The following is a 21,550-nucleotide window of genomic DNA, read 5'->3' as shown; positions in this document are numbered from 1 at the left end:
GCCGCGCAGTGGACATGATGTTCCGGGTCACCGACGGCCAAGCTGAAGGGTGGAACGCATGAGTGAGGCGGCCGAGGCCGACACCGAGCGGGCGAACGCGGGAGCGAGCCGCCGGGTCGCCGACTACCTGCGCGCCGCGATCCTGGAGGGTGAGTTCGGGGTCGGTGAGCCGATCCGGCAGGAGTCACTCGCCGCGCGTCTCGGTGCGAGTCGGCTCCCGGTGCGCGAAGCGCTGCGAACGCTTGAGGGTGAGGGGCTGGTGAGTCTCGAGCCGAACAAGGGCGCAAGGGTCACCCACCTCGACGCCGAGGAGCTGCGAGTCCTCTACGACGCCAGGGCGGCGATCGAACCGATCGTGTTGGCTGACAGCGTCCCGAACCTCACCGCTGAGCACCTCGACCGAGCGGAGGCGATCCTCGACCAGATCGAGGCCGGCGTAGATACCGTGGAGTTCCTGGTGCTCGACCGCGAGTTCCACTTGCTCAGCTATGCCGGCTGCCACAGCGTACATCTGCGGTCGATCGTCGAGCGCCTGTGGAACTCCACCCAGCACTACCGGCGTGCGTTCGTCACCTTGACCGGTGAGGACTGGCGCGAGGTGACCAATGCCGAGCACCGGCTGCTCCTGCATGCCATCAGCACCCGCAATGCGGAGCTGGCTGGACGGATCATCGGGACCCACATCGCGCGGACCCGCATCGCCCTCGACCGGCATCCGGAGATCTTCAACCGGAGCCTTCCGCCGGCGGCGGGGAGCTGAGCCGCCGTGCTGGGCGGGCACCGTTCGACCCGGACGAAGAGGCCTATGTGGATCCAATAGTTGCCATCTCGTCGCGCCATCCAGCCAGCCGAGGCGATGGATTGCCTTATAAAGGCTGGAACAAGTGTTGACGTAGCTGGCGAGTGTCATTCACACTTCCCTGAAACTGGATCCAAATCGAAGCCGGCGGTGAGGTCTGTGACCGCGGCGGAAGGACACCGATGTCCGGAGCGGACTCCCAAGCCTGGCCGCTGTCGACTTCTTGGCCCCCCGGGTGACCCGTGCCGGCACCGGCGCGGCCACCTCGATCGGCGATTGGTTCGGTGCGGCACTGCCGGCGGCGGCTGGTCGGATACTCGTCGCCGTGGACGCCGCGGTGGCGGACACCGCTGCGTTTCGCTCGGTGCTGGCTTCGCTGGACAGCGCCGGGTTCGTTCCTGTGGTCGTCAGCGAGTTCGGGCCCGAACTGACCGCGGAGCAGGTCGACCGGGCGGCGGCGCGGGCCCGCGCGAGCGACATCGTCGCCGTGCTCGGCGTCGGCGGCGGGAGCGTGCTCGACGCGGCCAAGATGATCGCCCTGCTCGCCGTCAACACCGGAGAGTGCAGTGACTGGCTCGGTGCCGTCGAGCCGCACAGCTGCGCTCCACTCGTGCTCGTACCCACGACGATCGGTACCGGCGCTGAGGCGACCAGGATCGCGATGGTCACCAGCGGGGGTGAGAAGCGGGCCGTGTCCAGTACGCGTCTGCTCCCCGACCTGGCCGTGCTCGACCCCGCCCTTGTGGCGAGCCTGCCGCCTGCGGTCAAGGGCTCTACCGGCATGGACACGCTCGCCCACGCCGTCGAGTCGCTGTTGTCGTCGGCGAGCAGCTCGCTCACCGAGCTGCACGCGTACGAGGCGATCAGGATCATCACCGCCGACCTGCCGGCCGCGTACGACGGGGACGGCGAAGCGGCGGGCCGGGTCCTGCATGCGGCGTACCACGGTGGTCTCGCACTGAATGCCGGCGCCGTGCTCGGCCACAGCCTCGCCTACGCGATCAACCACGAGCAACCGCTGCCGCACGGCACCACGTGCGCGCTCGCGCTCCCGTACTGCCTTGCCTACAACCAGAACCTGGACCCCGGTCGCGCGAAGCGGCTGGCGCTCGCGCTCACGTCGGGGGAGAGCGACCGCCTGTGGGACGCCGCAGAACGGGTGGTCGCCCTCGCGGTCAGGGTGGGCCAGCCGACCAGCCTCGACGAAGTCGGCATCCCCGTCGGGCGGGAGGAGGAGATGGCCGCGCGCACGGTCGACCTCTACCCGCGGCCCACCAACCCCGAGCCGATCGACCGTACGCGGGTCGGCCGGCTGCTGGGTGCCATGCGCAGCGGTGACCTTGCGCAGGCGTTCACCGTGACCGCACCGGCAGCCCCCTGATGAGCACGCCAGCCGCATCCGTCGAGACGACCGGCACCCTCGTCGCAGGTGAGCTGGTAGTCGACGGCTCCAGTGACCCCATCGAGGTACTCGACCCGGCCGATCTGAGGCGCGTGGTTGGCCGGGTGCCGGCTATGGGACCGGCCGAGCTGCAGCGGGTGTTCGACGCCGCCGAGCGCGCGGCGCCGAGCTGGCGCAGCGCGGGCCACATCGCGCGCGGTGAGGTGCTCAGGGAGACTGCGAACCGGCTGCGTGCCGACGCCGGTCGGCTCACCGAGCTGGTGGTGCGCGAGATGGGTAAGACTCGCGCCGAGGCGGCCGTCGAGGTGGTCAAGGCGGCCGACTTCTTCGAGTACTACGCCGGGTTGTGCCGGCTCCCGTTCGGTCAGCTGCTCCCGGACGCCCGCCCGGGCACCCTTGCGTCGGTCCGGCACGAACCGCTGGGCGTGGTCCTGCTCATCACCCCGTGGAACGACCCGCTGCTCACCCCCGCGCGCAAGCTCGCGCCGGCCCTGGCCGCCGGTAACGCGGACGTGGTCAAACCCGCGACGAACACGCCCTTGATCGTGCTCGAGCTGGCCAGGATCCTGCAGGCGGCCGGACTGCCCGACGGAGTACTGAACACCGTTACCGGCCGCGGCGCGGAGATCGGCGACAGCCTGCTCGACCATCCGTCCCTTCGCGCGGTGAGTTTCACCGGTTCCACCCCGGTAGGCCTGCATCTGCAGCGGCAGCTGGCCGGTAGGCAGATTCGGATGCAGACCGAGATGGGTGGCAAGAACGCCACGGCGGTCCTCGCCACGGCCGATCTGGACGCCGCTGCCCGGGCGATCGCCGCCGGGGCGTTCGCCCAAGCGGGTCAGCGGTGCACTGCTACCGCACGCGTCGCGGTGCGCGACGTCGCTGACGGGCTCGTGGCCGGGCTGGTCGAACTGGCCGGAGAAATCCGGGTCGGCAGCGGTCTGGCCGAGGGCGTGACGATGGGCCCGGTGGTGAGCCGGGAACATCGTGACCAGGTCGTCGAACACGTCGAACGTGCCGTGGCCGAGCGGGCCCACGTCCTCACCGGTGGCTCGGCGGCGCCTGCGGGCGCCCCTGAGTACGGAGCGTTCGTCGCGCCAACCGTACTGCGGGCGGAACCCGGCCAGCGGATCTGGCAGGACGAGGTGTTCGGCCCGGTGCTGGCGGTGTACGAGGTCGCCGACGAGCAGGAGGCACTGCAAGCGGTCAACGACTCGTCGTACGGCCTGTCCAGCTCGGTCTTCACCAACGACCTCGGTGCTGCCGAGCGGTTCGTGGAGGGCGTCGAGACCGGTCAGGTGTCGGTGAACCAACCCACCACGGGGTGGGACGTACACCATCCGTTCGGTGGGTTCCGCGACTCGGGGTCGCCGTTCAAGGAGCAGGGCCTGGACGCGCTCCAGTTCTACACGCGCACCAAGACCGTCGCACAGTGGTTCTTGTGACGACGAGGAGCATACGATGACGAGCTTCCGGCCTGACGAGTTCGCCCTCGACGGCCGCCGGTTCCTGGTGACCGGCGGCAGCAGGGGGCTTGGCAAGGCGATGGCCGAGGGCCTCGTTGCAGCAGGTGCCCGCGTCCTCGCCGTTGCCAGGGGTGCCGACGAAGGCAGCGAGGGAGACCTGCACCAGCTGGCCGTCGATGTGTCGGATCGAGACGGTCTCCCGCGCCTGGTGGACCGCGGCGAGGAGCTGCTCGGTGGGGTGCTCGACGGCGTCGTGCACGCCGCCGGCGTCCAGCATCGTTCGCCCGCGGTGGAGTTCGCGGCCGCGGAGTGGGACCGGGTGGTCGCGACCAACCTCACGGCACCGTTCGCGCTCAGCCAGGAGGTCGGCCGGCGCCAGCTGGCCGCCGAGCTGCCGGGCTCGCACGTCTTCGTCGCCTCGCTGACCTCGCAGCTCGGGCTGCCCAACGTCGCCGCTTACGCGGCGACCAAGAGCGGCGTGATGGGCGTGGTGCGCACTCTCGCTGTCGAATGGGCGGTGTACGGCATCCGGGTCAACGCGGTCGCCCCTGGCTACTTCCGCACCCAGCTGACCGAAGACTTGTTCCGCGACGACGAGGCGCGGGCACGTCTCTCGCAGCGGGTCCCGATGCAGCGGTTCGGCCAGCCGACGGACCTGTGCGGCCCCGTTGTGTTCCTGGTCTCGGCCGCCTCCAGTTATGTGACGGGGCAACTGCTCACGGTCGACGGCGGCTGGACAGCTGCCTGACCCGAGCGCGTTCTCGCAGCGCCGGCAAACAGGAGTAAGGAGTCAACGATGTCATCCACAGCCCGCCCGGTGCCATCCGTCAGACGGCTCGCCGCGCTGGCCAGCGCCGCCGCGATGGTCCGCCTGCGGAGGCGGCCAGGGTTCGGGCGACGACGGACCGGTTGAGATCGCCGCACTCTACCCGACGAGCGGCCCGCTGGCGCTGCTCGGTGAGGAGAGCTGGCGCGGTGCCAAGATCGCGGCGAAGCTGCGCAACGCCGACGGTGGGATCGACGGCAGGGACGTCAAACTGGTCAAGGCAGACGTCCCCGACGTGAACGCGGCGACGTCGGAGGCCCGGCGGTTGCTCACCAAGGAGCGCCTCGACCTGGCGATCGGTACCTACTCCTCCTCACTGGCGCTTGCCGCGTCCGAGGTGTACGCCAGGGGCCGCGGAACCTACGCCGAGCTGGGCGCGATCACCACCGACTACAGCACCCGGGACTACGACAGCGTGTGGCGCACCAACCCGCCGGCAGACAGGTTCGCGTCCACTCAGGTGGACTTCATCACCGACTGGGTCGCCGGTGCAGTCGACAAGGACGTGTCCGATCTGAAGGTCGCACTCGTGCACGAGGACTCGTCGTACGGCTCCTCGGTGGCTCGCTCCGCGAGAACGGAGGCCAAGGACGCGGGTATCACCGACATCTCGTTCGCGCCGTACAACGCCGAGGCGTCCGACCTGTCCTCGGTCGTACTGCGGCTGAAGAAGGCGAAGCCCGACATCGTCATCGCAGTGTCGTACGCGTCGGATGCCATTCTGTTGGCCAGGCAGATGAAGCAGAACAATGTCGTCGTGCCCGCGTTCATCGGCACCGGTGGTGGGCACACCCTGAAGAGCTTCGGCAAGACCGTTGGGGACGCCGCGGAAGGTATCTTCAACGTGGACTTCACCCAGTACGCGGTGAAGCGGGAGGCGACGCCTGGCCTCGACAAGTTCGTCAAGGCCTATCGGGAGGAGTACGGCGAGGAGCCGGCCAGCGGCCACTCACTCACCAACTACATGGGTGCCAACGCCGTCTTCAACATCCTCGAGCAGACCGGCGGTGACACGAGCACGGGTGCATTCGGCAAGGCCGCAGGCGAGTACACCAAGAAGGCCGGGACCACGGCCACCGGATGGGGCGTCGACTTCGACGAGAACGGCCAGAACTCGTTGGCCAACCCCTACGTCATGCAGTGGCGTGACGGCACACTCGAGACCGTCTGGCCGAAACGCGTCGCGACCAAGGAACCCGTACTGGCGAAGTGATCGGCCACCGGCTGCGATTGGGAACCTCATGCAGACCTTGATCCAGACCCTGGTGGCTGGGGTGCTGCTCGGCGGCGTCTACGCTCTGGTCAGCGTCGGTCTCAACCTGATGTTCGGCGTGGTGCGGATCATCAACTTCGCGCACGGCGAGCTCGTGATGGCGGGGATGTACCTCACCTTCTGGCTCTGGGCGTTGTGGGGTGTGGATCCGTACGTCTCGCTGCTGATCGTGACGCCCGTGATGTTCCTGGTCGGGCTGGTACTCCAGCGTGTCGTTATCCAACCGATCCAGGGTTCCTCGGCGGTCATGAAGATCTTCATGACCGTCGGGGTGTCCATCGTGCTGCAGAACCTGGCGCTCTATCTCTGGGACGGTGAGCACCGGTCGGTCAACTCCGCGACCTCCGGTGCGGTGCTGCAGGTGGCGGAGATCGCCATCTCGGTGCCCCGGCTCATCGCGTTCGGCGGTGCCTTGCTGCTCGTCGCCGCACTGTTCCACCTGATGAACCGGACGCTCACCGGCAAGGTGTTGCGTTCGATCGCAGAGGACCGTTCCACCGCGGTACTGATGGGCGTTCCGGTGAAGCGGTTCTACCTCGCGGCGACCGGGCTCACCGCCGTGCTCGCCGGCGTGGCAGGCAGCCTCCTCACCCCGTTCACGTCGGTGTTCCCGCTGTTCGGCGTGCACATGACGTTGATCGCGTTCATCGTGGTCGTCATCGGGGGGATGGGGAACATGGTCGGTGCGGTGGTGGGCGGCATCTTGCTCGGCGGCGTGGAGACGCTGGCCGGAACGTACATCGCCCCCGCACTGCAGCAGGTGGTGCTCTTCGTGCTGTTCATCGTCGTCGTGTTGTTGCGTCCACAGGGCCTGTTCGGCGCCGGTGCCGGATCCGAAGAGGTGGGGCTGAAATGAGTCGACGGCTCTGGGTACTCGTCGGGATCGGCGTGCTCGCGGCGCTTGCCGCGTTGCCGCTCGTGGTCACCGACCAGTACTTCCTGCACACCATGATCCTGGTGGTGATGTTCGTCGGTCTGACCGTGGCATGGAACATCGCCGCCTTCGGCGGTGCGCTGTCGCTCGGGCACGCTGCGTTCTTCGGTCTGGGGTCGTACGCGTCGGTGCTGCTACTGCTCGAGTACACGTGAACCCGTGGCTGGGCATGCTGGCTGCCGCGGTCGTGGCCGGCCTCGGCGGTCTGCTGCTGGCGATTCCGCTGCTGCGGCTGCGCGGCCCGTTCTTCACCTTGGCGTCGCTGGCGTTCGTCGAGGTGCTCCGGCTGCTCGCGGTGTACGCCCGTGACCTGACCGGTGGCTCGGAGGGCCTGAAGGTGCCGTCGCGGCCCGGATGGCTGTACATGTCGTTCTTCGACCGGCAGCCCTACTACTGGATCGTGCTAGCCATGACGGCAATCGTGGTGCTGGCCTCCGTGCTCGTGTACTACTCGTGGATCGGTTACCAGTTGCGCGCTTCCGGCAGCGACGACGAAGCCGTGCGGGCACTCGGTGTGCGGTCGGGTCCGCTCAAGGTGTTCGCGCTGGTGCTGAGCTCCGTCCTCACCGGTGCTTTCGGCGCGTTCGCTGCGCAGTACTTCTTCATCATCGACCCGGAGACGAGCTTCTCGTTCACGCAGTACGCCCTGCAGCCGGCCCTCAACGGGATCATCGGAGGCATGGGCACCGTACTCGGCCCGATCATCGGTGCCGTGTTGATGACTCCGATCGGCGAGTATCTGCGCAGCTCGTTCGCCGAGCACCAGGGCCTCAACTTCCTGATCTACGGCGTAGCCCTGATCATCGTGGTCCGGACCATGCCAGGCGGCTTGGTGGCCGCGATCGGTGGGTTGGTGCGCCGGGTCCGCGCTGCCCGCAGCCGTACCGGTGCCGGCGATCAGGACGAGAACCGGCCGCACCGGCAGGAGGTGGCCTCGTCATGACCGCAACGACGATGCTCGACGTGCACGACGTCTCGAAACGGTTCGGCGGTGTGCAGGCGGTGGCCGGGGTCTCGCTGCACGTCGACGAGGGCGAGATCCTGGGCATCATCGGCCCGAATGGGGCGGGCAAGACTTCACTGTTCAACCTGATCACCGGCCTGGTGAAGGTGGACAGCGGGCGTATCACCCTCGCCGGCGACGACATCACGTGGTCCGGCGTAGTCGACCGTTGCCGCAAGGGCATCGGCCGGACCTTCCAAGTGGTGCGCCCGTTCACGAACATGACGGTGGCGGAGAACGTGATGGTCCCCGTCCTGGTCAGGACCAAGGGACGGCCGCAGCCAGGCGGACGGTCACTGCGCTCCTCGACGAGCTGAGCATCGGCCACCTCGCCGATCGTGACGTCGGCTCGTTGACGCTGGCCCAACGCAAGCGGGTCGAGGTGGCTCGGGCGCTCGCCACGCAACCGAAGCTGCTCCTGCTCGACGAGGTTCTCGCTGGGCTGAACAGCCGAGAGGTCGTGGAGGTGCTGCCGTTCGTCGAGGAGGTCAGGAAGCGAGGGGTGACGATCCTGATGATCGAGCACCTGGTCGACGCCTTGACCTCGGTCAGTGACCGGGTGACGGTGCTCGACCGGGGTGCGGTGATCGCCACGGGATCGCCCGGTGCAGTCCTCAGCGACCCGGCGGTCGTGAGTGCGTACCTGGGTGAGGAGAAGGCCGATGCTTGAGGTCGAGAACGCCAGGGTGTACTACGGCCAGTTCCTGGCCCTCGAGGACGTCAGCTTGACGTTGCCAGACCGCGGGATCACCGCGTTGATCGGGGCCAACGCGGCCGGCAAGACGACGACGCTACGCGTCATCAGCGGCGTGCTCCCGCTGCGGTCGGGTCGGGTCAGGTCCGACGGCTCCGACCTTGCCGGGTGCTCCCCGGAGGAACGGGTTCGCCGTGGCATCGTGCACGTCCCCGAAGGGCGCAAGCTGTTCGGCACGCTCACCGTCGAGGAGAACCTGCTGGTCGGTGGGTACCAGCGGCGCAAGAGCACGTCGTACCGGAAGACCCTGGACCGCGTCTACGACCTGTTCCCGAGACTGGCCGAGCGGCGGGACCAGCCAGCCGGCTCACTGTCCGGAGGCGAGCAACAGATGTGTGCGGTCGGGCGCGGCCTGATGGCACAGCCCCGACTGCTGCTGATCGACGAGATGTCGCTCGGTCTGGCGCCGGTCGTCGTGAAGTCGATGTTCGAGTTCGTACGGCAGGTCGCGGCCGAGGACGTCTCGGTGCTGATCGTGGAACAACAGGTGCAACATGCGCTGTTGGTGGCAGACCACGCCACGATCATCGACAAGGGCGTGACGACGCGCAGCGGCACGGCGAGCGACCTGCGTGACGACCCTGTCGTCAAAGAGGCCTACCTTGGCGTCTGAGCAGCAGGCTCTGGTCAAGGCGGGAACCGAGCCGGCGGATACGGGGGTCTCCACTATCGGCCGGCCGGCGTCCGCCTCCGGCGAGGTGGCCATGACGGTCGAGGCCTGTGGTCTTTGCGGCAGCGACGTGCACGCGTGGCGCCAGGATCGCGGGTACGAATGGGTGCGTACGCCGGTGGTACTCGGCCACGAGGTGGTCGGCGTCGTGCGCGAGGTCGGTGCCGGCGTCGATCCCGGTCTGGTCGGGCGGCGCGCGGTCCCGATCAGCATCGATGGGTGCGGGACATGCAGTGTCTGTGCGCGCGGTGCGTGCCACCTGTGCCCCGCCAGATCCGTCGTCGGCCTCTCCAGGGATGGCGGTGCCGCAGAACAGCTCGTGGTGCCGGCCGGACGACTCGTCGTCGTCCCTGACGACCTGCCCACCGAGCTGGCGGTCCTGCTCGAGCCGACCTCGGTCGCGACGCGCGCCGTCAGCCAGCTCGGCGGCCTCCGCGGTGGCACCCGCGCCGTCGTGTCGGGGCCAGGACCGATCGGCCTGCTGTCGGCCTGGCTGTTGCGGCGCCGCGGTGTCGAGGTCGTCGTCACAGGAGCCGGCCGTGACGAGGCGGTACGGTTGCCGCTCGCCCGCCGGTTGGGTTTGACAGCTGTGACCGCGGGCGCGGGGCGGTTGCCGTTCGTCCCCGAAGTCTGGGTCGAGGCCTCGGGCAGTGCCGCCGCTCTGCAACAGGCGATCGAGGAGGTCGCCCTGCGCGGCACGGTGATGGTGGTGGCACTGTTCGCCGAGCCGCCACGGTTCGACGCGAGTCTGCTGGTGCGACGCGAGGTGCGTGTCGTCGGCTCGTACGCATCCCTGCGCGCCGACTACGAGGATGCCGTGCGCGACCTCACGGATGCGACCGATCTCCGTGCGCTCGTCACGACCTACCCGCTCGCGGACGCCGTTACGGCGCTCGAGGCAACCGCCGACGGCGCGGTCGGCAAGGCCGTACTGATCCCGAACACTGCGACTGTGGGGACCTGACGTGACATCCCAGCAGACGGTCCTGCTCTCCGGCGCGGCCGGCGGTATCGGCAGTGCGATCGCACACCGGTTGCACGGACGTGGGGCGCGTGTGGTGCTCGCCGACCTAGACCGGGCCGCCGTCGACGAACTGGCGGCCGCACTCGAGCCGTCCGGAAGCCGGGAGCGCGTGCTGCCGGTGCAGCTGGACGCCGCGTCGCGGGCGAGCAACGATGACGCGGTAGCGGCTGCGGTGGCGCGTTACGGCGGGTTCGACCACGTCGTGGTCGGGGTCGGCCGTTATCCAGAGGTCGCGGTGACCGAGATGACCGACGAGCAGTGGTGCGAGTGCCTGTCGGTGAACCTCGACGGCGCGTTCTACTTGGTCAGGTCGGCGATCCCGCACCTGCGTCCCGGCGGCTCCGTGGTGGCACTGACCTCGATGGCCGGGCACCGCGGCAGCCGCAACCATGCCCACTACGCGGCGTCCAAGGGCGCGCTGCTCTCGTTCGTGCGCAGTCTCGCGTGGGAGCTGGGTCCGCAGGTGCGGGCAAACGCGGTGGCCCCGGGGATCATCGAGACAACGATGACGGATGGCTTGCGCAGCGCGCAGGGTGACCACCTGTTGCGCAGCACACCGTTGGGCCGGTTCGGCCGCCCCCAGGAGGTCGCCGCGGTGGTGGCGTTCCTGTGCAGCGAGGACGCGGCATTCGTCACCGGCGAGGTGATCCACGTCAATGGCGGCCTGCACATGGCCTGAGCAGTCGTCCGGTCCAGCCAGGAGGAAAGAGGAGAGCCATGCGCGCTGTGGTGTACACCGGTGCCGGAGGCAACGAGGTCGTCTCGCTGGTGGAACGCGACGATCCGCACCGGTGGGCGAAGAGGTACTGGTCGCCGTGACCTACGCCGGGATCAACCCGGCCGACCGGCAGCAGCGGGACGGGAACTACCCACCGTCGCCAGGTGCACCTCGTGACATCCCGGGCCTCGAGGTTGCCGGCACGGTGACCGCGGTGGGCGAAAGGGTCCTCGGTGTCCAGCCCGGTGACCGGGTGATGGGTCTCGTGTCCGGCGGCGGCTGGCGGACCGGGTGGTCGTGCACGAGCGTTGTGTCACCCGGGTGCCCCAAGTGCTCGACGAGGTGCACGCTGCGGCCGTCCCCGAGGCCTTTGTCACCGCACACGACGCGATCCGTAGTCAGGCCGCGCTCGCGCCCGGCGAGGTGCTCGTGGTCAACGGCGCGACCGGCGGTGTCGGTACTGCCGCGGTACAGATCGCCGTCGTCTCCGGTGCGACCGTTGTCGGGGTGACGCGCGGCGACGCCGGGCGCGAGCTGTTGACCCGACTCGGTGCGGTCCCCGCCGCTGCCGACGAGGTGGCCGCCCGGGTCGCCGACGTCTCCGGAGGGCGCGGAGCGGACGTGGTGCTCGAACTGGTCGGCGCGGTGAACCTCGAGCGCAACCTCGAGCTGCTTGCGACGCGCGGCCGGATCGCGGTTGTCGGCGTCGGTGCCGGCCGAGTCACCGAGATCGACCTGCGTACCTTGATGGTGCGTCGCGCCCACCTCGTCGGCACGGTACTGCGGGCGCGCCCGGTCGAGGAGAAGGCAGCGGCCGTCCGCGCGTTCGAGCGCGAGGTGGTGCCACATCTGTCGGCCGGACGGATCAGTCCCGTGGTGGACCGCACCTTCCGTGCCGCGGACGTGCATGCCGCGTTCGATCACATGGCCGGCAGCGGCAAGCGAGGCAAGGTGCTCCTCGACTTCCACGGTGCGCCGTGAGAGCACTGACCAAGCTGGGGCCCGCGGCCATCGACCTGGTCGACCGGCCGGCACGTGCCCTCGACGCGGGACTCGTCAGGCTCGAAGTGACCGCGACAGGTGTCTGTGGCACCGACCTGCACCTCGCCGCGGACGAGTATCCCTGCGAGCCGCCGGTGACCATGGGCCACGAGATCACCGGGATCGTGACCGAGGTCGGCTCCGGTGTCTCGCCCACGTGGATCGGTCGCCAGGTCGCGTGCGAGACCTACTTCTCCGCATGCGAGACCTGCCGGGAATGCCGCGACGGTCGACGGAACCTGTGCCGGTCACGGCGTTCGCTCGGGTCGTTCGAGGATGGCGGCTTCGCGCCCGAGGTGGTGCTGCCCGCACTCAACCTGCACGTGTTGCCACCGGGGCTCGAGCCGGTGCTGGGCGTCCTGTGCGAGCCGCTGGCGTGCCTGTGCAACTGTCTGCTCGACCCGTCCAGGATCGCGGCGGGCGACCGGGTCCTGGTGATCGGCCCCGGCGCCCTCGGGCTGCTCGCCGTGCAGCTGGCAGCCGCACAGGGAGCGCGGGTCACCTGCGCCGGCCTGCCTGCCGACCGGCGGCGCTTGGACGTGTCCGCTGACCTCGGCGCCCAGGTGACGACGGACCCTCCGGACGAGGAAACCTTCGACGTGGTCGTCGAGTGCTCCGGCGCTGCCGGAGGCATCGCCGCGGCTCTGCGGGCCGCCCGGCGCAGGGCCCGGATCGTCCAGGTAGGGATCCGGGGCTCGGACCTCGAGGTGCCGTGGGACCTCATCCTGTACAAGGAGCTCGAGGTGTCCTCCGGGTTCGGCAGCACGCCGGCGTCCTGGCGCCGGGCGATGGACCTCGTCGCCGCCGGTTCGGTACGGCTGGACGGACTGGTCAGCGACCTCGTGCCGCTCACCGAATGGCGGCGCGCATTTGCTCTGGTCGGCTCGCCGGAGACGATCAAGGTTGCCCTGGACCCGCAGCACTGACGCCGCGTCGGCCGCTGCCTAGTCCTTCCCGGTCGGGCAGGTCAGCCGCCGCAGCAGGTCCTCGAGCGAGTCCGGTGTCTTACACACCTCCGGCGTGTGCGTCGGCGAGGAGGACGAGGTGCTCGTCGGTGTGGACGCCGTGGACTCCCCGGCGGAGTTCGGTGACCGCTCCAGCTTCGCGCGGGTGCTCTGCTGCGGCGTCGGTGCGCGCTTGGGCTGCCGGTCGTCGCTGCGTTCGTCGGGAGTCTTGTGGGCACGCGTGGGGCTCGTGCGTGGGGTGCGCGGTTCGTCGGGAGTCGCCGACGTCGCGCTGGTCGTCGGTGCAGCCGGCCGTTGGGTGGATCGATCGGGCCGGTCACTGCGTGTGGTCTCGATGGTGGTGCTCGGGGTCGTCACAGCTGCGCTCGGCGACCGCCCTGCGTCCACTATGGGGCGGCTGCTCCACCCCAGGTACACGGCGGCGAAGGCGAGCAGGACCAGCCCGCCGACCAGCATGCGCCGGGCCGGTACGGGGAGCCCACGCCGTCCGGCGTGCGACGAGGGCGGGCTCTTCGCATGGCGGCCAGCTGCAGTACGGCGGGGCATGAGGGCATCCTCCTGGGGCGGAGAGGACGGCTCTGCGTTCCCGGACGACCATAGCCGGGTTCGTCGTTATCAATTCGAGACCTGCAGGATGAGTGGCCGCCCGTGCACATGCCGCTACGAGTCGGGCCGATTCGTAGCACCTAGTCGATGGCTGCGCCCTGCCGCGGCCGATCAGGACGGTATGTGCAGGTTGGTGAGGCCGCCATCGACCGCTAGGTCGACACCGGTGAGGTCGACGGCAGGGTCGGCGAGGTAGGTGACCGCACGGGCCACTGCTGCGGCCGAGATGAGCTCACCGGTGGGCTGCCGCTGGCGCATCGCGGCCATGAACCACTCGGCGTCGTCCGCCGCCTCGGCGTTGCGCCGCACCCATGGGCCGTCGACGGGTTCCCGGTGACACGGCGTTCACCCGGATGCCGTGGTGTATCTCGTCTGCGGCGACGGCCCGGGTCAGTGCGAGCAATGCGCCCTTCGATGCTGAGTACACCACCCGATCGGGCAGGCCGACTGTCGCGGCGACCGAGCAGGTGTTCACGATGACACCCCGACCGGCTTCCCGCATGGCAGGGAGCACCGCGGCGGTCATGTGGGCCGCGCCGTACACGTTGACGGCGAAGACTCGCTGCCAGTCCTCTGCGGTTGCCTCGACGGCGTCACCCGCGGCGCCGACACCGGCGTTGTTGCACAGCACGTCGACGCGGCCGTGCCGGGCGAGGATCTCGGCGACTGCCTTGCGGCAGCCGGCCGGGTCGGCGACGTCGAACCGTCTACGTAGTCCAGGCCCGTCACGGTGTCGGAGAGCGCGGTGAACGCGTCGACGAGCTTGCTGCCGATACCGCCGGCCGAGCCGGTGACGACGACGATCCGGTTGCTCATCCGACCTCCGTAGGATCTTCGCGATCGGCACTGGCGCGGGAACGGAGGACGTACTTCTGGATCTTCCCCGTCCCTGTCTTCGGTAGCTCTTGCACCAGGCGGAACTCCTTCGGCACCTTGAAGTGTGCAATGCGTGCACGCAGGAAATCCCGCAGTGCCCCGATATCCAGCTCGGTGGTGCTCCGGCTGGTGAGGTAGGCGACGGGAACCTCGCCCCAGTGGTCGTCGGGTACCGCCACCACGGCTACCTCGTCGACGTCCGGGTACTCGAGGATCACCCGCTCGACCTCCACGCTCGAGATGTTCTCGCCTCCCGAGATGATGACGTCCTTGAGCCGATCGCGGATCTCCACGTAACCATCAGGGTGCATCACGGCCAGATCGCCTGAGTGGAACCAGCCACCGGCGAAGGCTGCGCGCGTCGCCTCCGGATCACGGTAGTAGCCGGCCATGACATTGTTGCCGCGCATCACGAGTTCGCCCACCGTTTCGCCGTCGGCCGGTACGTCTGCCATGTCCTCGTCCACGACGCGCAGCGGTTCGGTCACGACGGTCGCGACACCTTGGCGCGCACGCAGCTGCGTCTTCGCCTGGTCGTCCAGCGAGTTCCAGTCGGGGTTCCACGCACAGACCGCCAGCGGACCGTATGTCTCGGTCAGCCCGTACAGGTGCGTTACAGCGACGCCGAGGGCCTCGGCGCGGGCGATGAGACTGGGTGCTGGCGGTGCACCACCGACGAAGACCTGGAGGCCGTCGTCGACCGGTTCGGCGGCGTCGGCGTTGAGTAGTGTCACGAGCACCGTCGGTGCGGCACACAGGTGAGTCACCCTGTGTCGGGATCGCCTCCCACATGTCCTGCCCGGTGACCTGCCGCAGGCAGATGTGGCGGCCGCCGGCAGCGGTCACCGCCCACGGGTAGGCCCAACCGTTGCAGTGGAACATGGGCAGCGACCACAGGTAGGCGCTGGACGGGTCGAGTCGTGCTTCGGCGACGACGCCCAGGGTGTGCAGGTAGGCGCCGCGGTGGGTCGTCATCGCGCCCTTGGGTCGACCGGTGGTTCCCGACGTGTAGTTCAGCGAGAGCAGCGTGTCCTCGTCCGCTGGCACCTGTAGTGCGGCGCGTTCGGCGGTCGCGACGAGTGCGTCGTAGGAGTGGTCTCCGCGATCGGCTTCCACCCACAGGACCTCGGGTGCATCCGCCGATTCCAGCGCCTTCGACAGGCGGTCTTCGTACGCCCTGTCGGCGACGAGTACACGGCTCCCGCTGTGCTCGAGTATGTCGGCGTACTCGGCCGGACCCAGGCGGGTGTTCATCGGTACGAGCACCGCTCCGGCGCCCGGCACCGCGTAGTGCAGCTCCAGGTGGGCAGCCGTGTTGGGCAGCAGCGTCGCCACCCGGGCGCCGCTATGGACGCCGTACCGCTGCGCGAGCAGGCCAACAGCTCGTTCGATGCGGTCGAGGTGTTGTGCGTAGGTCCAGCTGCGCTCGCCGTCGACCACCGCGGTGCGGGTCGCCCAGACGCCGGCACTCCTCAGCAGGAATCGCAGTGGGGACAGGGAGGCGTGCCAGACCTCCCAGTGATCGGGGGGCAAGTTCTCGTTCATCCGCTCACCTCCTGCAGCACCCTAGGGCGAGATCGCCCGTCACTCCATAAGGGGCGCTGTTCAGCGCCCCGGCGATCACGTACCGTCTTGCCTGCTCGAGCTCGTCCGGAACCACGGCGGAAGGTATCGCGATGCAGACGGAGATCCGTAAGTACGTGCAGTTCGAGGAGGAGGTGCACCAAGAGCACGGTCGCTCGGTGACCCCTGTGCTCACCCGGGTGGTGGTGGGTGCCGTCGCTCGTAACCCCCTGGCAGGTCAGGCGTCGACCGACATCGCGCCGCTCGTGGAGCTGTCGGTCGCGCTCGGCGAGGCTCTCACCCAACGTGCCTTGGCGCGCCTGGGTGACGCGGCCACCCTCCGTGCGTACGGCAAAGCAGCGCTCATCGGCGTGAACGGCGATCTCGAGCACGGTGCGGCGTTGATCCACCCCAAGCTCGGTATGGCTATGCGGGCTACGTTGCGGCGCGGCAAGGTGCTGATCCCGGGCAACGCGAAGGTCGGTGCTGCCGGCACACCCATCGACCTCGTCTTCGGCCCGCTCGACGAGGGCTGGGATCTCGACGCGATGGACAGCCTTCCGGTCACCGTCCCCGACGCGCCGCGCCCCGACGAGCTGGTCGTGTTCGTCGGCTACGCAACCGGTCCGCGTCCCAACGCGCGCGCCGAGGGCCCGTCACAGGCCGAGGTGGACGCGCTTCTCGCGTCGTTCACGGAGTAGAGGTTCCCCCCGCGGCTCGGCTCAACGACGTGCCGAGGCGATCGCCTCGCGGTACCAGTGGTAGCTCGCCTTCGGCAGTCGGCGACCGGTCGGGTAGTCGACGTGCACCAGACCGAACCGCTTCGCGTAGCCGAACGACCATTCGAAGTTGTCCAGCAGCGACCAGCAGAAGTACCCGCGCACGTCGACCCCTTCGGTGATCGCGGCATGCACGGCACGCAGGTGGCTGTCCAGGTAGGCGATGCGGTCGGCGTCGTGCACAGCGCCGTCGACGACCGTGTCGGGGTACGCGACGCCGTTCTCCGTGACGTAGACCGGCGGCACGTTCTCGTACCTGGTGGTGAGCCAGGTCAGCAACCGGCGTAGCCCGTCGGCCTCCACCGGCCAACCCATTGCCGTACGGGACAGCTCGGCCGGCGGGTTCTCCAGCACGCCGATGTCGTCGGCGGTGCGTCTCGCCGGGTCGGGTTCGACGTCGGGGACGTGCTTGGCGTAGCCGGGGAAGTAGTTGTTCACGCCGAGGAAGTCGACCGGTGCGCCGACCACCGCGAGGTCGCCGTCGCGGCGGAAACCGAAGTCGGTGATCGGACCCCACACGTCCGCTTCGTCCTCCGGGTACCGGCCGGCGAGCAGCGGCTCGGTGAAGACGCGGTTGGCGAGCAGGTCGGCGCGGGTCGCCGCGGCGACGTCCGCGGGTGTGTCGGTCGCCGGGGTGACGTGGTTGAGGTTCAGCGTGATGCCGAGCTCCGCGCCGTGCCCGTCGGCACGCATGGCGTCGACGGCGAGGCCGTGCGCTACGAGCAGGTGGTGCGCTGCGGCCAGCGCCCCGTGACCCTCGCGCGCGCCGGGCGCGTGGCGCCCCATCGCGTAGCCGGTGAACGCGCTGCAGAACGGCTCGTTGAGCGTGATCCACTGCGATACCCGGTCGCCGAGCGCCGCGTGTACGAGGGCCGCGTACTCGGCGAACCGTTCCGCCGTCTCCCGCACCCGCCAGCCGCCGGTGTCCTCCAGCGCCTGCGGCAGGTCCCAGTGGTAGAGCGTCGCGCAGGGACGGATCCCCGTCGCCAGCAGCTCGTCCACGAGTCGTCGGTAGAAGTCCAGGCCGGCCTGGTTCGCCGGTCCCTTGCCGGGCGGCTGGATCCGCGGCCACGCCACCGAGAACCGGTACGCGTCGACGCCCAGCCCTGCCAGCAGCGCGACGTCCTCGCGGTACCGGTGGTAGTGGTCGCAGGCGATGTTGCCGGTGTCGCCGTTCGCCACCTTGCCCGGGGTGTGGCTGAACGTGTCCCAGATCGACGGCCCGCGCCCGTCCGCGTCGACCGCCCCTTCGATCTGGTACGCGGCCGTGGCGGCGCCCCACGCGAAGCCGGCGGGAAAGGTGGGCAGATCCGGGCTGGGCATGGTCGGTCCTTCTTCTCGGTGCGGCCGGACACCGCAACACCGAAGGGAGACAGCCGGTGGCGACCACGACCTTACGCGCCACGTTCGCGAGCGTCGTACCTGCGGCAGGCCCTCCCCGGGTTCACCGGTACCGGCTGGCGAGTCGCTTCACCGAGCATTACGCACGGTGGCCATCGGCGGCTCCACGCCGTTTTCTGGCGTGCTGCGGAGGGATCACTCCTACGGTGTCTCCGTAGTCGATCGACTACGACGTGTCATCGCGGCAGGACGTCACGGTATGGGGGTCGGAGATGGCCAGTGTGGTTCGCCGCCCGGGCTTCGAGGAACACCGGCGGTTTCGGAGCAAGCGGAACAACCGGTGCGCGCAGTGCGACGTGTTCCTGCCGGTCGAGACGATGGTGCTGGGGAAGCCCCTGGACGGTGGCCGCTGGCACATCGTCTGTGACCCGTGCGGCACGGTGAGCGGCGGTGTGCGCCCAGAGGACCGGGTCGGGCGGGCGGCGACGGGCGCTGCCCGTTCCGCACCACGGTCGACCTCGGCCGGTGGGGCAGCGCCGCGGCCGAAGCCGTCACGGCACTGGTCCACCCTGGTGCGCTACCTCACTGCATGTGTGGAGTGGGAGAGCTTGCCCGATCCCGTCCGGCAGCGGGACCAGCACCTGTGGACGCCGCTTGACCTGTGGATCGAGAGCGTCCTCAGCGGAAACGACCAGCTGCTGCCGGCCTCGCCCGAGCTCACACCGCTGTTCGAGGAACTTGGCGAATTCGAGGCCGTGTACTACGGCTGGCCGGTCGTCGTCGTGACCGATGGCGGTGGCGTCCCGTACGTCGCTCCGCTCTTCCTGCGCCAGCTCGACGAACCGGGCGGCGCCGGTGTACCGCTCGCCAGTGTGGTGCCCCAGATCAACACCAAGCTCCTCGACCGCAGGTGGTGGCGGGCGGAGAATCGGGAGGCCATCGAGGCGGCGATCCCCGATGCTGTGCTCGACTTCGGGAAGGCTGTCGCACTGACTGCCTTGGCCGAGACGCTCGCTGCCGCTTTCGGCTTTCCGGTCGGAGGGCTTGACCCGACTGCGCTGCTCAACCGTACGTCGACTGGTGAGCTTTTTCGACCACAGGTGCCCGGCATCTTCAACCTCGCCATGGCCTGCCGTGGCTTGATGGACGCCCCGGCCCGTAACCTCATCAAGGACCTGAACTGGATGGCCGAGGCGACCGACGTCGACCGGAGTGCCGCAAGGTTCCTGTTCGAGCAGCCACCAGAGTGCACGGGCGTGGCCGAGTCCTGCGCGATCACCCTGAACGACGCGCAGCAACAGGCACTCGCCTCGGCCGCGACGGCGCCGTTGACGGTGATCACCGGTCCACCGGGCACGGGGAAGAGCCAGATCGTTGCGGGCATCGTGGCGGAGGCCTGGCTGAGGGAGGAGTCGGTCCTGCTCGCCTCGACCAACAATGCCCCGGTCGACGACGTCATCGAGGACAAGGCGAAGGCCGTCCATCCCGCTCTGCTGCTGCGGACCGGCAACAAGGAGAAGCAGACGCGCCTCAGGTCTCAGCTCGAGACCCTCCTCGCCGAGGGTGTGGGCGAGGCACCGTCGGGCGACCCAGGCGACCTGCAGCCGCCGCGGATGGAGCTCGACCAGTTGCGGAGGGAGCTGCGGTCGTACCTGCAGGGTGCCCAGCGCCTGCTCGACGCGGCGACGGCCCGAGACCGGGCGAGGCGGTTGGTCTGGCCGGACGGGCAGTCCCCGGCGGACATCCAGTACACCGCGCTGCGGCGGCGGGCGGAACGCGCGCTTGGTACGCGGTGGCGCCGGCTCGCCGGGTGGCGAGCACGCAGGTGCCTCCGCAGCGTCGGACTGGCTGACAGCGCAGTGCCGATCGCGGACCTGACCGGCTGGGCAGCGGCCGAGGAGCGGTACCAGGCTGCCGCCGAGGTGAAGCTGCGCGAGGTAGACGTCGAGCGGATGTGTGCGGACCTGACGGCGGCGGAGGCGGCCTGGCAGGACGTGTCGAGAGACGTGGTCGTGGGTCGGCTCGTCCAGGGATACGCGGCCGGGCGGGAAGCGCTCCAGCGGTTGGTGGATGTCCTGGGTGACGACAGCTCCAACCGGTCGGCAATGGGGGAGGTGATGCGGGCCGTCAAGGGGTGGGCTACGTCCGCCCTGTCGGTACGCGGGAACTTCGACTGCCGGGCGGGCAGCATCGACCTCGTGGTCATCGACGAGGCGAGCCAGTGCAACCTGGCCCAGGTACTGCCGCTGGCCTACCGGGCGAAGCGGTTGGTCGTCATCGGCGACCCACACCAGGTCGCGCCCGTCGTCACCACAGCTAGCGCGCAGCTACATCGGATCGCCGCGCAGCACGGCACGACCCATGAGGCGCTGGTCGAGGTGCACCAGACCCACGGCGAGGACTCCGCCTTCACCGCGTTCGCTGCTCGGGTGCCCGGCGGTCCCTATTTGCTGGACGAGCACTACCGGTGCCATCCAGAGATCATCGGGTTCTGTAACGAGCAGTTCTACGAGGGCCGGCTGCGGGTACTGACCGAGGTCGACGTCGAGGACCGATCTCCTCGTGGTCTGGAATGGCGGGACGTCATCGGGACGACGGCGCCAGGACCCGCCGGGCAGAGCTCGGTGAACGAGGCGGAAGCCGCTGCGATCGTCGACTGGATCCGCCGAGCCGAGGTGCCGCCGGAAGCCATCGGCGTGGTCACGCCGTTCCGGGCCCAGGCGGGCCAGATCGGGCGCGGGTTGCGCCGTGCTGCACCGGACGGTCGGTTCGAAAAGGTGAAGATAGGAACTGCGCACACTTTCCAGGGAGCGGCTCGCCACACCATGCTGTTCTCCGCGGTGCTGTCGAAGGAGGCGTCCGCGGGGACGGTCGGCTGGTTGGAGAAGGAGCGCAACCTGGTCAACGTCGCCGTGAGTCGGGCGCAACGGCATCTCGTCGTGTTCGGCGACCGGGTCGAGCTGCAGCGCCTGGGTGCGACGACCTTGGTCGCCCTGGCGAATGCGGCCGACGGTGACGGAGTGGCGCCCGCCGCAGAGCCCACACCTGCGGTGGCGGCGGTGGCGGCGTTGGCGGATCGGGGGATCGCGGCCAAGGTCGGTGGCTCGGTGGAGGGCTATGCGACGACGCTGACGATCCGCGGACCGCAGGGGACCATGCTGGACGTCGAGGTGACCGAGCTCGCTCCCGGCCACGACCCGGTGCGCGTCGTTCGTCAGCTCGCGTGGAGAGACGCCCGGGTGAAGGCGATGGGACGTCCGGTCGTGCGCGTTCCCGGCTGGGAGGCGTACCTCGAGCCGGACGCTGCCGTCGACCGGGTGGCGGCACGGGTCAGGAAGTGAAGCTCCGCCACCCAGTCGGCGTGCCGGGAGCGCCGCCGGCCGTTGAGGCGTCCGTGGCGCGGATCGCGATGTGATCACGGTGCGTTTGGCTCGCCAGACCGCAGGTCAGGCGGACGCAGAATTGTGTTCAATATGTCCCCCTGAGGGATGGCGACTGGTGGCGCGACAC

Annotated in this window: 18 protein-coding genes and 3 pseudogenes; 16 read left to right on the top strand and 5 right to left on the bottom strand. The window is 69.3% G+C overall.

Annotated features, from left to right (window positions below; genetic code table 11):
* The first annotated feature begins 58 nt into the window (after window positions 1–58).
* The 14 genes and pseudogenes from GEV07_17715 (at window position 59) to GEV07_17650 (ending at window position 12,836) form a co-directional block, all read left to right on the top strand.
* A complete protein-coding gene (locus GEV07_17715; protein ID MQA04473.1) occupies window positions 59–760 on the top strand; it encodes an FCD domain-containing protein in 702 nt (233 codons plus the stop codon).
* Between the two features lie 244 nt (window positions 761–1,004).
* The gene (locus GEV07_17710) at window positions 1,005–2,180 is read left to right on the top strand and encodes an iron-containing alcohol dehydrogenase (protein ID MQA04472.1); all 1,176 of its coding nucleotides are present in this window, start codon (window positions 1,005–1,007) and stop codon (window positions 2,178–2,180) included.
* Window positions 2,180–3,646 carry an aldehyde dehydrogenase family protein gene (locus GEV07_17705; protein ID MQA04471.1) on the top strand — a complete coding sequence of 489 codons (1,467 nt, stop codon included), beginning with the start codon at window positions 2,180–2,182 and terminating at the stop codon, window positions 3,644–3,646. Before GEV07_17710 ends, GEV07_17705 begins: the two co-directional genes overlap by 1 nt.
* 16 nt (window positions 3,647–3,662) lie before the next feature.
* Entirely contained in the window at window positions 3,663–4,415 is a 753-nt protein-coding gene (locus tag GEV07_17700) for an SDR family oxidoreductase (protein ID MQA04470.1), read from the top strand.
* Entirely contained in the window at window positions 4,408–5,706 is a 1,299-nt protein-coding gene (locus GEV07_17695) for an ABC transporter substrate-binding protein (GenBank protein MQA04469.1), read from the top strand. Before GEV07_17700 ends, GEV07_17695 begins: the two co-directional genes overlap by 8 nt.
* A gap of 28 nt (window positions 5,707–5,734) precedes the next feature.
* Complete coding sequence (locus GEV07_17690) at window positions 5,735–6,622, top strand: branched-chain amino acid ABC transporter permease (GenBank protein ID MQA04468.1); 888 nt, start codon at window positions 5,735–5,737, stop codon at window positions 6,620–6,622.
* Window positions 6,619–7,643, top strand: a pseudogene (locus tag GEV07_17685) (branched-chain amino acid ABC transporter permease). Before GEV07_17690 ends, GEV07_17685 begins: the two are co-directional and overlap by 4 nt.
* Window positions 7,640–8,373, top strand: a pseudogene (locus GEV07_17680) (ATP-binding cassette domain-containing protein). The pseudogenes GEV07_17685 and GEV07_17680 overlap by 4 nt, the downstream one beginning before the upstream one ends.
* Window positions 8,366–9,070: an ATP-binding cassette domain-containing protein gene (locus GEV07_17675; GenBank protein ID MQA04467.1), complete on the top strand. Its 705-nt coding sequence runs from the start codon at window positions 8,366–8,368 to the stop codon at window positions 9,068–9,070. The pseudogene GEV07_17680 and the gene GEV07_17675 overlap by 8 nt, the downstream one beginning before the upstream one ends.
* Window positions 9,071–9,161: 91 nt before the next feature.
* Entirely contained in the window at window positions 9,162–10,091 is a 930-nt protein-coding gene (locus GEV07_17670; protein ID MQA04466.1) for an alcohol dehydrogenase catalytic domain-containing protein, read from the top strand.
* 1 nt (window position 10,092) lies between these two features.
* The gene (locus tag GEV07_17665; GenBank protein MQA04465.1) at window positions 10,093–10,830 is read left to right on the top strand and encodes an SDR family oxidoreductase; all 738 of its coding nucleotides are present in this window, start codon (window positions 10,093–10,095) and stop codon (window positions 10,828–10,830) included.
* The gene (locus GEV07_17660) at window positions 10,808–11,380 is read left to right on the top strand and encodes an alcohol dehydrogenase catalytic domain-containing protein (protein MQA04464.1); all 573 of its coding nucleotides are present in this window, start codon (window positions 10,808–10,810) and stop codon (window positions 11,378–11,380) included. Before GEV07_17665 ends, GEV07_17660 begins: the two co-directional genes overlap by 23 nt.
* A complete protein-coding gene (locus tag GEV07_17655; protein ID MQA04463.1) occupies window positions 11,149–11,850 on the top strand; it encodes a zinc-binding dehydrogenase in 702 nt (233 codons plus the stop codon). Before GEV07_17660 ends, GEV07_17655 begins: the two co-directional genes overlap by 232 nt.
* The gene (locus GEV07_17650) at window positions 11,847–12,836 is read left to right on the top strand and encodes an alcohol dehydrogenase catalytic domain-containing protein (GenBank protein ID MQA04462.1); all 990 of its coding nucleotides are present in this window, start codon (window positions 11,847–11,849) and stop codon (window positions 12,834–12,836) included. The genes GEV07_17655 and GEV07_17650 overlap by 4 nt, the downstream gene beginning before the upstream one ends.
* Before the next feature lie 18 nt (window positions 12,837–12,854).
* On the opposite strand, the gene GEV07_17645 is transcribed toward GEV07_17650, so the two are convergent.
* From GEV07_17645 to GEV07_17630, 4 genes and pseudogenes are all read right to left on the bottom strand, one after another.
* Entirely contained in the window at window positions 12,855–13,331 is a 477-nt protein-coding gene (locus GEV07_17645; protein ID MQA04461.1) for a hypothetical protein, read from the bottom strand.
* Window positions 13,332–13,592: 261 nt separating this feature from the next.
* Window positions 13,593–13,748, bottom strand: a complete 156-nt coding sequence (locus tag GEV07_17640; protein MQA04460.1) for a hypothetical protein — start codon at window positions 13,746–13,748, stop codon at window positions 13,593–13,595.
* Window positions 13,714–14,427 carry an SDR family NAD(P)-dependent oxidoreductase gene (locus GEV07_17635; GenBank protein MQA04459.1) on the bottom strand — a complete coding sequence of 238 codons (714 nt, stop codon included), beginning with the start codon at window positions 14,425–14,427 and terminating at the stop codon, window positions 13,714–13,716. The genes GEV07_17640 and GEV07_17635 overlap by 35 nt, the downstream gene beginning before the upstream one ends.
* Window positions 14,294–15,902, bottom strand: a pseudogene (locus tag GEV07_17630) (AMP-binding protein). Before GEV07_17630 ends, GEV07_17635 begins: the two are co-directional and overlap by 134 nt.
* A gap of 131 nt (window positions 15,903–16,033) precedes the next feature.
* Here GEV07_17630 and GEV07_17625 point away from each other — a divergent pair.
* Entirely contained in the window at window positions 16,034–16,621 is a 588-nt protein-coding gene (locus tag GEV07_17625; GenBank protein MQA04458.1) for an amino acid synthesis family protein, read from the top strand.
* A 21-nt stretch (window positions 16,622–16,642) separates the two neighbouring features.
* Here GEV07_17625 and GEV07_17620 read toward each other — a convergent pair whose 3' ends face one another.
* The gene (locus GEV07_17620; protein ID MQA04457.1) at window positions 16,643–18,022 is read right to left on the bottom strand and encodes a beta-glucosidase; all 1,380 of its coding nucleotides are present in this window, start codon (window positions 18,020–18,022) and stop codon (window positions 16,643–16,645) included.
* A 290-nt stretch (window positions 18,023–18,312) separates the two neighbouring features.
* Here GEV07_17620 and GEV07_17615 point away from each other — a divergent pair, with 290 nt between their 5' ends.
* On the top strand, window positions 18,313–21,381 hold the full coding sequence (locus tag GEV07_17615) for an AAA family ATPase (GenBank protein ID MQA04456.1): 3,069 nt from the start codon (window positions 18,313–18,315) through the stop codon (window positions 21,379–21,381).
* Window positions 21,382–21,550 lie beyond the last annotated feature (169 nt).

It is taken from the genome of Streptosporangiales bacterium (genome assembly GCA_009379825.1).
Classification (GTDB): Bacteria; Actinomycetota; Actinomycetes; order Streptosporangiales; family WHST01; genus WHST01.
This window is presented reverse-complemented; position numbering and strand designations above follow the sequence as displayed.

Bases quoted from the DNA above. Each gene is read 5' to 3' on its own strand.
- GEV07_17715 (MQA04473.1), top strand. From the start codon at position 59: ATGAGTGAGGCGGCCGAGGCCGACACCGAGCGGGCGAACGCGGGAGCG.
- GEV07_17645 (MQA04461.1), bottom strand. From the start codon at position 13,331: ATGCTGGTCGGCGGGCTGGTCCTGCTCGCCTTCGCCGCCGTGTACCTG.
- GEV07_17675 (MQA04467.1), top strand. From the start codon at position 8,366: ATGCTTGAGGTCGAGAACGCCAGGGTGTACTACGGCCAGTTCCTGGCC.
- GEV07_17660 (MQA04464.1), top strand. From the start codon at position 10,808: ATGGCGGCCTGCACATGGCCTGAGCAGTCGTCCGGTCCAGCCAGGAGG.
- GEV07_17690 (MQA04468.1), top strand. From the start codon at position 5,735: ATGCAGACCTTGATCCAGACCCTGGTGGCTGGGGTGCTGCTCGGCGGC.
- GEV07_17615 (MQA04456.1), top strand. From the start codon at position 18,313: ATGGCCAGTGTGGTTCGCCGCCCGGGCTTCGAGGAACACCGGCGGTTT.
- GEV07_17700 (MQA04470.1), top strand. From the start codon at position 3,663: ATGACGAGCTTCCGGCCTGACGAGTTCGCCCTCGACGGCCGCCGGTTC.
- GEV07_17670 (MQA04466.1), top strand. From the start codon at position 9,162: ATGACGGTCGAGGCCTGTGGTCTTTGCGGCAGCGACGTGCACGCGTGG.
- GEV07_17640 (MQA04460.1), bottom strand. From the start codon at position 13,748: ATGGCCGCGATGCGCCAGCGGCAGCCCACCGGTGAGCTCATCTCGGCC.
- GEV07_17625 (MQA04458.1), top strand. From the start codon at position 16,034: ATGCAGACGGAGATCCGTAAGTACGTGCAGTTCGAGGAGGAGGTGCAC.
- GEV07_17705 (MQA04471.1), top strand. From the start codon at position 2,180: ATGAGCACGCCAGCCGCATCCGTCGAGACGACCGGCACCCTCGTCGCA.
- GEV07_17620 (MQA04457.1), bottom strand. From the start codon at position 18,022: ATGCCCAGCCCGGATCTGCCCACCTTTCCCGCCGGCTTCGCGTGGGGC.